This is a genomic window from Bacillus sp. EB106-04-04-XG123 (assembly GCF_058791855.1).
In genome coordinates this window covers 356956-368431 of record NZ_JBYTDZ010000001.1, presented here as the reverse complement: position 1 = coordinate 368431, position 11476 = coordinate 356956, and the positions used below count along the sequence as shown (strand labels likewise).

11 protein-coding genes and 1 riboswitch are annotated in these 11476 nt (G+C 44.0%); of the genes, 10 read left to right on the top strand and 1 reads right to left on the bottom strand.

The window, feature by feature from the left end:
• The first annotated feature begins 7 nt into the window (after positions 1-7).
• The 9 genes from pyrE (at position 8) to AC3WTB_RS01810 (ending at position 6890) form a co-directional block, all read left to right on the top strand.
• Complete coding sequence (pyrE, locus tag AC3WTB_RS01850; RefSeq protein WP_058837731.1) at positions 8-646, top strand: orotate phosphoribosyltransferase; 639 nt, start codon at positions 8-10, stop codon at positions 644-646.
• A 161-nt stretch (positions 647-807) separates the two neighbouring features.
• A riboswitch (SAM riboswitch) is annotated at positions 808-910 on the top strand.
• Between the two features lie 116 nt (positions 911-1026).
• A complete protein-coding gene (locus AC3WTB_RS01845) occupies positions 1027-1131 on the top strand; it encodes a DUF2292 domain-containing protein (RefSeq protein WP_369810469.1) in 105 nt (34 codons plus the stop codon).
• A gap of 45 nt (positions 1132-1176) precedes the next feature.
• Positions 1177-1878 carry a phosphoadenylyl-sulfate reductase gene (locus AC3WTB_RS01840; protein WP_039178411.1) on the top strand — a complete coding sequence of 234 codons (702 nt, stop codon included), beginning with the start codon at positions 1177-1179 and terminating at the stop codon, positions 1876-1878.
• Positions 1879-1891: 13 nt separating this feature from the next.
• Positions 1892-2956, top strand: coding sequence for a sulfate permease (cysP, locus tag AC3WTB_RS01835; RefSeq protein WP_047202130.1), 1065 nt, complete (start codon positions 1892-1894; stop codon positions 2954-2956).
• A gap of 57 nt (positions 2957-3013) precedes the next feature.
• The gene (gene sat, locus AC3WTB_RS01830) at positions 3014-4150 is read left to right on the top strand and encodes a sulfate adenylyltransferase (RefSeq protein ID WP_404527038.1); all 1137 of its coding nucleotides are present in this window, start codon (positions 3014-3016) and stop codon (positions 4148-4150) included.
• Positions 4151-4164: 14 nt separating this feature from the next.
• Entirely contained in the window at positions 4165-4758 is a 594-nt protein-coding gene (gene cysC, locus AC3WTB_RS01825) for an adenylyl-sulfate kinase (protein WP_492333241.1), read from the top strand.
• A 29-nt stretch (positions 4759-4787) separates the two neighbouring features.
• Positions 4788-5543: a uroporphyrinogen-III C-methyltransferase gene (cobA, locus tag AC3WTB_RS01820; RefSeq protein WP_047202132.1), complete on the top strand. Its 756-nt coding sequence runs from the start codon at positions 4788-4790 to the stop codon at positions 5541-5543.
• Between the two features lie 77 nt (positions 5544-5620).
• Positions 5621-6406, top strand: coding sequence for a sirohydrochlorin chelatase (locus AC3WTB_RS01815; protein WP_372555904.1), 786 nt, complete (start codon positions 5621-5623; stop codon positions 6404-6406).
• Positions 6387-6890 carry an NAD(P)-dependent oxidoreductase gene (locus AC3WTB_RS01810; RefSeq protein WP_492333240.1) on the top strand — a complete coding sequence of 168 codons (504 nt, stop codon included), beginning with the start codon at positions 6387-6389 and terminating at the stop codon, positions 6888-6890. Before AC3WTB_RS01815 ends, AC3WTB_RS01810 begins: the two co-directional genes overlap by 20 nt.
• Before the next feature lie 34 nt (positions 6891-6924).
• On the opposite strand, the gene AC3WTB_RS01805 is transcribed toward AC3WTB_RS01810, so the two are convergent.
• Positions 6925-8634: an Rqc2 family fibronectin-binding protein gene (locus AC3WTB_RS01805; RefSeq protein ID WP_039178431.1), complete on the bottom strand. Its 1710-nt coding sequence runs from the start codon at positions 8632-8634 to the stop codon at positions 6925-6927.
• Positions 8635-8799: 165 nt separating this feature from the next.
• Here AC3WTB_RS01805 and AC3WTB_RS01800 point away from each other — a divergent pair, with 165 nt between their 5' ends.
• A complete protein-coding gene (locus tag AC3WTB_RS01800) occupies positions 8800-11475 on the top strand; it encodes a calcium-translocating P-type ATPase, SERCA-type (RefSeq protein WP_492333239.1) in 2676 nt (891 codons plus the stop codon).
• Position 11476 lies beyond the last annotated feature (1 nt).

The window sequence follows — 11476 nt, the reverse complement described above, 5'->3', positions numbered from 1 at the left end:
CTGCCAGATGAAATCAAAAATCGCGAAACATCTATTACAAATCAAAGCGGTCTCATTAAAACCAGACGAACCGTTTACATGGGCGAGCGGTATAAAATCACCGATCTATTGTGATAACCGCCTGACATTGTCATTTCCAGAAGTGAGACACGACATTGCTGAAGGTCTAAAAGATTTGATTCTCACTCATTTCAAGGGAGCAGAGGTTGTCGCGGGTACTGCAACAGCAGGCATTCCTCATGCGGCATTAGCAGCAGACCGCTTGAACATCCCGATGTGTTATGTCAGAAGTAAGCCGAAAGCACATGGAAAAGGAAATCAAATTGAAGGGGCCGTATCAAAAGGCCAAAAGGTTGTCGTCGTAGAAGACCTTATTTCCACAGGAGGCAGTGTGCTTGAAGTGGTCGCTGCTCTTCAAGATGAGGGCTGCGAGGTACTAGGAGTTGCCGCGATCTTCACATACGGACTGCCAAAAGCAGCGGCAGCCTTTCAAGAAAAAAATATTCCATATGTCACCCTAACAGACTATGACACATTGACAGACGTGGCACTTGAACTGAAAGCGATTGAGCCTGCTGCGATGAACAAACTAAAACGCTGGAGACAAGATCCTTCCTCAGAATCTTGGATGGAAGAAACGGTCTGAAAAGTCAAAGCCCATCGTTAACAAAAACTGTGCCTGCCCGCACAGTTTTTTATTTAGGTAAAAATAGTAAAAAAGACTCAAATTTTAATAAAAACTAATCCTATCAATAAAGTCGGGTTGACTTTTGTTTGAATTGTGTTAATATTTAAGACAAATTGAAACTCTTATCCAGAGAGGTGGAGGGACTGGCCCGATGAAACCCGGCAACCTGCGATTCGCAAGGTGCTACTTCCTGCAAAATGATTCTATTTTGAAAGATAAGGAAATCGTGAGCTTCCTCATCTTTCTTTCGGACTGAAAGAAAGTTTTTTTATTTTAACGGTGAGGAGGAAGAGGAGATGGAAGTGAAACAAAATCAGGATGAGGACTTAGTAAAGCATATGCAAGAACTGATTGGGGATATGAAATTCGGTTCAATTACGTTAATTGTTCAGGACGGTCAAGTGATTCAAGTGGAAAAGAACGAAAAAATTAGATTGAAGTAGTGCGGATAAAAGCAATATGAGCTGTACTCCGGAAGGGGAGAAATCATGTTAACTTATGAAAATTGGCAAGAGCCGTCCATTACATTTCAAGAAGATGATTTGTATAAAGGAGCCCTGTCTGTACTGAAATGGGCGTACGGTCATTATGGTGACCAGCTCGTATATGCGTGCAGCTTTGGGATTGAGGGCATCGTTCTGATTGATCTGATTGCAAAAGTAAAAAAAGATGCGAAAATTGTCTTTTTAGATACAGGTCTGCATTTTAAAGAAACATACGACACAATTGATGCAGTAAAGGAAAGATACCCGGGTTTAGACATTGAACTGAAAACGCCTGAGCTGACGGTTGAACAGCAAAATGAGCAGCACGGTGATCAATTATGGAAAACAAATCCTCAAAGCTGCTGCCATATGCGTAAGGTCATTCCTTTGCAAGAAGCCCTATCTGGTTATCCAGCTTGGCTTTCCGGTTTAAGAAGAGAGCAGTCACCAAAACGAGCAGGGACGAATTTCTTAAATAAGGATGAAAAATTCAAATCAGTGAAAGTATGTCCGCTTATCCATTGGACGTGGAAGGACATATGGAGATATGCATCTAGAGAAGAACTTACTTATAATCCGCTGCATGACCAGGGATATCCAAGTATCGGCTGTGCACCGTGTACACAACCAGCATTTACTGCAGATGATCTGCGTTCTGGCAGATGGTCAGGCACAGCAAAGACAGAGTGCGGATTACATGAGTAAGGGAGCATAATGTATGGAAATCGCCGCAATTTTATTTAGTCTATTCTTTGCTTTAAACATAGGCGCAAGCGGAGCAGCTGCTTCTATGGGCATTGCGTACGGGTCAGGCGCGATTCAAAAGCCCATTTATGCGCTCAGCGTTTGTGCAGTTGGGATTTTAGCAGGTTCAGTGATTGGCGGCGGTGAGGTCGTCAAAACGATCAGCTCTGGTATTATGCCAGAATCAGTCATTACACTTGAAATCGTTTGTATTATCATTGGTTCTGCTGCACTATCACTTTTCATAGCGAATCTGATGGCGATCCCTTTATCAACAAGTGAGGTCACAGTAGGGGCTGTGGTTGGTGTGGCCGTCGCGTATAAAGTATTGTTTGTGAAATCCATTTTAGTGATTGTGGCATTTTGGGTGATCATCCCGATTTTCGCCTTTCTTTTTACCTTTGCTGTCGTCAAAATCATCAGAATGTTCCCTAAACGGAAGCTGTCTAAAAAAGGCACAGCTATTTTATCTGTCGTGTTAATCCTCAGCGGATTTCTAGAGGCGTTTTCAGCTGGTATGAACAATGTCGCAAATGCGGTCGGTCCGCTTGTCGCGTCAGGCGTTTTGTCAGTCGGGCAAGGAACTCTTTACGGCGGGATCTTTGTTGCACTTGGTGCGCTTTTGCTTGGGAGAAGGGTACTAGAAACAAACGGAAAGAAAATCACCCGCTATCAAACGGGCGAAGGGATTTTACTTTCGAGTACCGGTGCCGGGCTTGTCATCGTCAGCTCTATTTTTGGGCTGCCTGTTCCGCTTACACAAATCACCTCCTCGTCTATTATCGGGCTTGGAATGGCAAAAGGCGGGCCAAACATTTTTCACAAACATGTTGTGAAAAAAATGCTGAAAGTGTGGGTGGTGTCACCCTTCTTATCACTCAGCCTATCGTATTTGCTGGTGAGCCTTTTCTTAAAAGGAGACTATTACTCTATCTTTATCATGATGAGTGTACTGCTTGCCTCACTTGGTGCGCTGAGTCTGATGAAGGCAGTCAAAAATGAGAGCAGCTCTATTCATGAACAGGGCGGCGGGATTTAATCACAAATCCGACTATTAACATCTAATAAATATGAACATTGAGAGGAAGATGAACAAATGAGTTTAACACCACATGGTGGCGTATTAATTAATCGAGTAAATGAAGAATATGATCTCAGCACAGTTGCAAAGGAAATTGAACTAGATGCGATCTCCTTTGCAGACCTTGAACTCATTGCAATTGGCGGATATAGTCCAATTGAAGGGTTTTTAACAAAAGCTGATTATGAAGCAGTTGTGAGCAGTATGCGGCTAGCAAGTGGTGTCGTTTGGTCTCTTCCTATTACACTGCCAGTGACAAAAGAAAAGGCGGCGGAAATCCATCAAGGCGATATCGTGCGCTTATCTTATAATGGAACTGTATATGGGGTCATTGAAGTAGAGGATCAATACACACCAGATAAGGAAAAAGAAGCGGTAAATATCTATAAAACTGATGACCGCAATCATCCAGGCGTGAAAAAATTATTTGAACGCGGTGATACTTACATTGGCGGGAAAATTACACTGACGAAACGCAGTGAAAAACCATTCCCTCAATTTACGTATGAGCCAGAAGAAACAAGACGTCATTTTAAAGAAAATGGCTGGAAAACCATTGTTGGTTTCCAAACGAGAAACCCGGTTCATCGTGCGCATGAATATATTCAAAAAACAGCATTAGAAACGGTCGATGGTTTATTCTTAAATCCTCTTGTCGGTGAAACAAAATCTGACGATATCCCGGCAGATGTGAGAATGAAAAGCTATCAAGTGTTATTGAATGGTTATTATCCAAAAGACCGCGTCTTTTTAGGTGTTTTTCCTGCTGCAATGCGTTATGCTGGACCAAAGGAAGCGATATTTCACGCGCTTGTTCGTAAAAATTATGGCTGCACCCATTTTATTGTCGGAAGAGATCATGCAGGTGTTGGTGACTATTACGGCACATACGAGGCGCAGGAACTATTTGATCAATTTACAAGCGAAGAAATCGGTATTACGCCATTAAAATTTGAACACAGCTTCTACTGTAATACATGTGAAGCGATGGCCACACCAAAAACGTGTCCTCACGACAAAAGCGAGCATGTCATTCTTTCAGGTACAAAAGTTCGAACGATGCTGAGAAACGGTGAATTACCACCAAGCACGTTCAGCCGAAAAGAAGTCATTGAAACATTAATCGAAGGATTAAAAACGACGGTATCTTAAAGGGAGGGTATGACATGAGCAACGAACATATCGTGTGGCATGATGCATCTATTACAAAAAAAGAATATCAACAGAAAAACAATCATACGAGCGGCATTATCTGGCTTACAGGTTTAAGCGGATCAGGTAAATCAACGATTGCAAATGCAGCTGCAAGAGAGCTGTTTGAACAAGGCTATCAAGTCACCGTTCTTGACGGCGATAACGTGCGGCACGGACTCAATAAAGATCTAGGGTTTTCAGATGACGACAGAAAAGAAAACATCCGCCGAATCGGAGAAGTGGCAAAATTATTTGTGGAACAAGGTACGATTGTCATCACTGCTTTTATTTCTCCATTTCAAGAAGACCGCCACATTGTCAGACAGTTAGTCGAAGATGGGGAATTTCACGAAGTGTTTGTCAAATGTGATCTGAACGTGTGTGAAGAGCGTGATCCAAAAGGGTTATATAAAAAAGCGAGAAACGGCGAAATTCCATTTTTCACTGGAATCGATTCACCATATGAAGAGCCAGCTGAGCCTGAGCTCGTCTTAGATACAGGGGAATTATCCCGTGAGGAATCCAAACAGAGTCTTGTTGATTATGTAAAAGCAACAACGAAATAATCGCCTGATGGCAGGGGGAGAAAAGCAAGATGGGGAAAGTATACATTGTGGGTGCTGGACCCGGAGACCCAGATTTAATAACATTAAAGGCCCATAAGGCGATACAGCAGGCAGATGTCATCTTATATGATCGTCTTGTCAATCAAGACATTCTCGCCCACGCCAAACCAGAGGCGGAATTGATTTATTGCGGAAAGCTGCCAAATCATCATACAATGAGACAGGAAGCCATCAATGAAGCGCTTGTGGCTCATGCAAAGGAAGGGAACGTTGTCGTTCGGCTGAAAGGCGGCGACCCCTTTGTCTTTGGCCGCGGCGGTGAAGAAATCGAATGCTTAGCTGAACACGGAATTCCGTATGAGGTTGTCCCAGGAATTACTTCTGGTATTGCGGCAGCTGCTTATGCGGGAATCCCTGTGACACACCGTGAATTCAGCTCAAATGTTGCTTTTGTCACGGGTCACTATCAAAAGGATGAACATTTTGAAGAAAAGTGGGAGGCGCTGGCTACAGGGATTGATACTCTTGTGATTTACATGGGTGTCAAAAACGTGGAAAGAGTGCAGCGCCTGCTTTTAAAAAATGGACGGGATCCAGAAACACCCGCTGCATTTATACACTGGGGAACCACGACGAGGCAAAAGACAACTTGCTGCACTGTGGCGACACTGTCTGAAACCGTTGAAAAAGAAGGGATCGAGCATCCAAGTTTAATTGTTGTTGGAGATGTCGTTCATTTTCATCAAAAACTGAACTGGTTTGAACCCGCATTAATCGAGAAATGAGAATGATAGAGAAAAGACACGTACGTACATACATCGTGTCTTTTCGTCTGATGAAATAAGTGAGAGGGAGGAGCCGCATGAAACAAGCTGTCCTTTATGTTGGGCATGGAAGCCGAGTAAAAGAGGCGCAAGATAAGGCCATTTCTTTTATGAAAAGCTGTATGCCGTTAGTGAAAGCAGATATACAAGAAATTTGTTTTTTAGAGCTGACGGACCCTTCTATAGAAGAAGGATTTGAGGCCTGTGTGAAAAAAGGAGCGACACACATTGCCATCGTCCCGCTCCTCCTTTTAACTGCCATGCATGCTAAATCGGATATACCGGTCGAAATTGAGAAAGTGCGCGCGCGATTCCCGCAAGTGAAGGTCACATATGGAAAGCCAATCGGGGTGAATCAAGAAGTAACAAAAGCGGTTGCCGCAAGAATTGAAGAAGCAGGATATCAAGGCGAGCGGGCGCGGATTCTTTTAATTGGCCGCGGGAGCTCTGATCCGGATGTGAAGCGAGATGTGTTTGGCATTGCAGACGATGTCCGAAGTCTGCTTCCGTATGCAGAGGTTCTTCCGTGTTTTATTACAGCATGTGAGCCCAATTATCGAGATGTTCTCGCGCAGTTATCAGCAGATGACGATGGACCTGTCTATATCGTTCCTTACTTGCTGTTTACCGGAATTTTAATGAAAGAAATTGAAAGTGAAGCCGCTCAGGCGAGAAAGCGGCTGAAAGATGTCCGGGTATGCCGGTATATTGGCTTTCATCCGCATGTCAAAGCGGCTTATATTGAACGTGTGCAAGAAACCATGTTAAACAAAGACGATGCGTTTCGTTTCCGAGGAGAAAGCCATGCTTCCAGTCCATCTTGATTTAACCAATAAACAAGTGGTCATTGCCGGCGGCGGATCGGTGGCGTTAAGAAGAGCAAAGGCACTGTGCACGGAGCCTTGCCATATAACCATTGTGAGTCCTAATCTTTCTGAAGAGATGGCACACTTCATTGATACATACCAATTGAATTGGAAGGAAAAGAAGGTAGACGCTGAAGATTTGAAGGATGCATTTTTCATTGTAGCTGCGACAAATGACCCTTCGGTAAATGAATGGATTGCACAAACAGCACAGCCTCACCAGCTTGTGAATTGTGTGAGCCACTCAGAGCTAGGCAATGTGATTGTGCCGAAGGTTGTCAAAGCAGGAAAAGTGACGATTTCAGTCTCTACAAGCGGTGCAAGCCCCGCCCGGACAAAACAGCTGGCGGCGGCAATTGAATCCTTGCTTGAACAAGAGGATATTGACGCACTTGATGCCCTTTACATCGAAAGAAAAAAGCGACAAAGAAAAAGCCGATAAATCCTCATGTCAGGATTTTATCGGCTTTTCTTATTTATTTTCTCAGCTTGAGCACAAGATCTTCGTCAGGCGTGACAAATAATGTTTGCTGCTGATCATACGTAACAAAGCCAGGCTTTGCTCCGTTCGGTTTTTTCACATGCCGGATTTTTGTATAGTCGACAGGAACGGAGCTGGACTCTTTTGCTTTCGAAAAGTAGGCGGCAATTTGAGCCGCTTCAAGCAGCGTTTGTTCATCAGGTGCTTGGTGACGAATGACGACGTGTGATCCAGGAATATCCTTTGTATGCAGCCAAATATCATCACGAGCAGCTGCCTTTGTAGTCAAATGCTCGTTTTGTTTGTTATTTTTTCCAACTAAAATCGGAATACCTTGGGACGATTCATACGTTTCGAGCTGAATGGCCGCCGGTTTTTTCTTTTTGGCGTGACGCTTTTGTTTGGCGCGCAAATATTTTCCTTCAACAAGCTCTTCTCTCATTTCCTCTAAATCCTTCGGAGAAGCAGAGGACAGCTGCTGAATCAGCTCTTCAAAATAAGCAATTTCTTCATGAGTTCGCTCAATTTGTTCATTTACAGCTTCTACAGCATTTTTTGCCTTTTGATATTTTGTAAAATATGCTTGTGCATTTTCAGAAGGGGTTTTGTTTGTTTTAAGCGGGATTGTAATTTCTCCGCCGTCTTCATCGTAATAATTGATGACAGTCGCTTCTTTATCCCCTTTTTTGATCGCATATAAATTGGCTGTTAACAATTCGCCATAGAGCTGATACTTGTGTGCATCCTGAGATTCTTCAAGGGTTCTTTTTAGCTTTTTTAGCTTGTTTTCATTTTTCTTTTTTTCATTGACGACAAACCGTTCAAGGTCAGCCGCCTGCTGTTTGACTCTGTCTCTCTCAGCTTTTCCAAAATAAAAGCGGTCAAGCAGCTGGCTGAGTGAGTTGAATGTCTTCATCTCGCCTTGGACATGCTGAAGCTCTAATAAATAGAAATACTCTTTCCCGTCTTTTCTTGTAAGCTGCGGCGTAAAAGAATGCATGCGAATGAGCTGGAACATGTCGAGCAGTGTATTTGGGATCGTTTCTTGATTGGCAAGACCGGCCCGGTGTACTGCTTCCTTTGCAAAAAGCGGGGAAACCCCAGAGAAGGTATCGACAATTTGATTGGCGATCTTTCCTTCTTGAAAGCGTAAATGCTTCAAAATATCATCCTTTGTCACGTCAAAAGGATTCAATTTTTGCTGCGCAGGTGGCAGTAGGTATTCATAACCAGGGAGCACCGTTCGATAGCTGTTTACAGATGGAGAAAGGTGTTTCAGACCATCAATGATCTGCTGCGTTCCATCCTCTACAAGAATGAAGTTGCTATGACGTCCCATGATTTCAATGTAAAGCTTACGCGTCTGCTCATCGCCGATTTCGTTTCGGCTTCGCACGTGAAGCACAATGACCCTGTCAAATCCAATCTGTTCAAAACGTTCAATGAAGCCGCCCTCAAGATGCTTTCTGAGTAGCATACAAAACATTGGCGGCTCACTTGGATTGTCGTATTGATGCTCGGTGAGCTGCACTCTTGCATAGCTCGGATGAGCCGATAAAAGGAGCTTATGATTTTTCCCGTTTGCTCGAATATGAAAAATCAGCTCGTGCTTATATGGCTGATGGATTTTTGAAATCCTTCCGCCAGTTAATGCCTTTTGCAATTCATTAGTCATACCATATGTAAAAATGCCGTCAAATGACATGTTGGATACACCCTCTTCTTTCACACAAATCTACTGAAAGAACCTTCCGTTTTCTCGTTCTTTAGGCAGTCTTATTATTATAGCATGATTTAGGACGAGTCTGAATAAACTGGCTTATAGAACACTGCATATGAGAGAGAACAAAAGAGGAGTGGACGAGGTCAAATGAATTGGCATGAACTGAACCAAACCGATTTATTAAAAACAATGAATACATCGATAGGTGACGGACTGTCAGAAAAAGATGTACAAAAGCGGCTTGAAAAACACGGGCCAAATGAATTGCAGGAAGGAAAAAAGGCGTCGGCTCTGATCATTTTTTTAGCACAGTTTAAAGATTTCATGGTGTTAATCTTGCTTGCTGCAACAATCATTTCTGCCTTTTTAGGAGAATACATTGATGCTGTTGCGATTGTGGCCATTGTTTTGATTAATGGTGTACTCGGCTTTTATCAAGAACGCCGGGCGGAAAAATCCCTTCAAGCGTTAAAGGAATTATCAACTCCGCACGTGTATGCAAGGAGAAATAATGAATGGGTCAAGATCCCGTCTAAACATCTCGTGCCAGGGGATATTGTGAAATTTTCAAGCGGAGACCGGATTGGGGCAGATATTAGATTACTAGAAACAAAGAGCTTAGAAATTGAGGAGTCCGCCCTCACTGGTGAGTCTATCCCAGCGGTCAAACACGCAAGTCCGCTTTCAAGCGACCATGTTTCGCTTGGGGATTTGACGAATATGGCCTTTATGGGGACGCTTGTTACTAGAGGCAGCGGCGTAGGGGTTGTCATTGGTACAGGAATGAATACAGCGATGGGACAAATTGCCGGCATGCTGGATGCAGCAGGTAATATGGAAACGCCGCTGCAAAGGCGTCTCGAGCAGCTTGGAAAAATTCTGATTGTGGCTGCTTTATTTTTAACGGTGCTCGTTGTTGTTCTTGGTGTAGTGCAAGGACATGAATTGTATCATATGTTCCTAGCGGGTGTATCTCTTGCTGTGGCGGCGATTCCAGAAGGACTGCCGGCGATCGTCACTGTCGCCCTTTCCCTAGGGGTACAGCGGATGATCAAACAAAAATCGATTGTCAGAAAGCTCCCGGCAGTGGAAACACTCGGCTGCGCGTCAATCATTTGCTCTGATAAAACAGGAACCATGACGCAAAATAAAATGACTGTGACCCATGTGTGGGCAGAGGGAAAAACGTGGAATATTTCTGGCACAGGCTACGAGCCATCCGGTGACTTTACCTTAAACGGGGAAATCGTCCATGCCGACAAGCATCCAAGCCTGCAAAAGGTGTTATTATACGGGGCGCTTTGTAATACATCGACCATCGTTGAAAAAGACGGGGAGATGAGGCTTGATGGGGATCCAACAGAGGGAGCGCTCCTTACCGCAGCACGTAAAGCGGGTTTTACAGAGCAATTCATCGAAGCTGGATTTCATGTCATTGAGGAGTTTCCTTTTGACTCAGAAAGAAAGATGATGTCAGTCGTCGTTGAAACAAATCAAAAAGAGCGGTATGTCATTGCAAAAGGTGCGCCGGATGTACTAATGAACCGTTCAAGTCATATCATGCACGGCGGACGCACAGCTTCTTTTTCAGCCACTCACAGGCAAGAAACAGAAGCTGCGATTCAAGGTTTAGCAAGACAGGCGCTTAGAACCATTGCCATTGCGTATAAAAAAGTCGGTCTGACAGAAAAAATCACCTCTGTACAGCAGGCTGAAGCTGATTTAACATTTATCGGATTAGAGGGCATGATCGATCCGCCGCGTCCTGAAGTCAGACGAGCGATTAAAGAGTGCCGGGATGCTGGCATTAAAACGGTCATGATTACAGGGGATCACGTGGAAACGGCCAAAGCGATCGCAAAAGACTTAAGCCTTTTACCGAAGCAAGGACAGGTGCTCGACGGAAAAGCACTTGATCAAATGAGCGACAAAGAGCTTGAGCAAACGGCTGAAAATGTATATGTCTTTGCCCGGGTTTCTCCTGAGCATAAGCTGAGAATTGTCAAAGCCTATCAAAAAAATGGTCATGTTGTAGCGATGACAGGCGACGGGGTCAATGATGCGCCTGCCATTAAACAAGCAGATATCGGTATCTCCATGGGCATCACTGGTACAGACGTAGCCAAGGAAGCGTCTTCTCTTATTTTACTTGACGACAACTTTGCGACCATTAAATCCGCCATTAAAGAAGGCCGAAATATTTATGAAAACATTCGTAAGTTTGTCCGCTATTTGCTGGCATCAAATGTCGGAGAAATTTTGGTCATGCTGTTTGCGATGCTCCTCGCGCTGCCGCTGCCGCTCGTTCCTATACAAATCTTATGGGTAAACCTTGTTACAGATGGTCTACCTGCTATGGCACTTGGCATGGATAAGCCAGAAGGCGATGTCATGAAGAGAAAGCCGCGGAATATGAAAGAGGGTATTTTTGCTAGAGGGCTTGGCTGGAAGGTCATCTCAAGAGGATTCCTCATCGGGCTTGCGACCCTTTTGGCATTTATATTTGTGTATCACCGCGATCCAAACAACCTGCAATATGCGCAGACTGTCGCATTTAGTACGCTTGTTTTGGCGCAGCTCATTCATGTATTTGACTGCCGCAGTGAACGGTCCATTTTTGAACGTAATCCATTTGGGAACCTCTATTTGATCGGTGCGGTTTTGTCATCACTTTTACTCATGCTTGTGGTCATTTATTACCCGCCGCTTCAGCCAATTTTCAAAACGGTCGCGATTGCACCAATTGATTGGCTGCTGATCATCGGGATGTCTGCACTGCCAACTTTTTTACTGGCAGGATCACTTTTGACAAGAAAAAAATAAT

Excerpts from the sequence above, each read along its gene's own strand:
- pyrE (WP_058837731.1), top strand. The coding sequence starts at position 8 with ATGAAATCAAAAATCGCGAAACATCTATTACAAATCAAAGCGGTCTCA.
- AC3WTB_RS01845 (WP_369810469.1), top strand. The coding sequence starts at position 1,027 with ATGCAAGAACTGATTGGGGATATGAAATTCGGTTCAATTACGTTAATT.
- AC3WTB_RS01840 (WP_039178411.1), top strand. The coding sequence starts at position 1,177 with ATGTTAACTTATGAAAATTGGCAAGAGCCGTCCATTACATTTCAAGAA.
- cysP (WP_047202130.1), top strand. The coding sequence starts at position 1,892 with ATGGAAATCGCCGCAATTTTATTTAGTCTATTCTTTGCTTTAAACATA.
- sat (WP_404527038.1), top strand. The coding sequence starts at position 3,014 with ATGAGTTTAACACCACATGGTGGCGTATTAATTAATCGAGTAAATGAA.
- cysC (WP_492333241.1), top strand. The coding sequence starts at position 4,165 with ATGAGCAACGAACATATCGTGTGGCATGATGCATCTATTACAAAAAAA.
- cobA (WP_047202132.1), top strand. The coding sequence starts at position 4,788 with ATGGGGAAAGTATACATTGTGGGTGCTGGACCCGGAGACCCAGATTTA.
- AC3WTB_RS01815 (WP_372555904.1), top strand. The coding sequence starts at position 5,621 with ATGAAACAAGCTGTCCTTTATGTTGGGCATGGAAGCCGAGTAAAAGAG.
- AC3WTB_RS01810 (WP_492333240.1), top strand. The coding sequence starts at position 6,387 with ATGCTTCCAGTCCATCTTGATTTAACCAATAAACAAGTGGTCATTGCC.
- AC3WTB_RS01805 (WP_039178431.1), bottom strand. The coding sequence starts at position 8,634 with ATGTCATTTGACGGCATTTTTACATATGGTATGACTAATGAATTGCAA.
- AC3WTB_RS01800 (WP_492333239.1), top strand. The coding sequence starts at position 8,800 with ATGAATTGGCATGAACTGAACCAAACCGATTTATTAAAAACAATGAAT.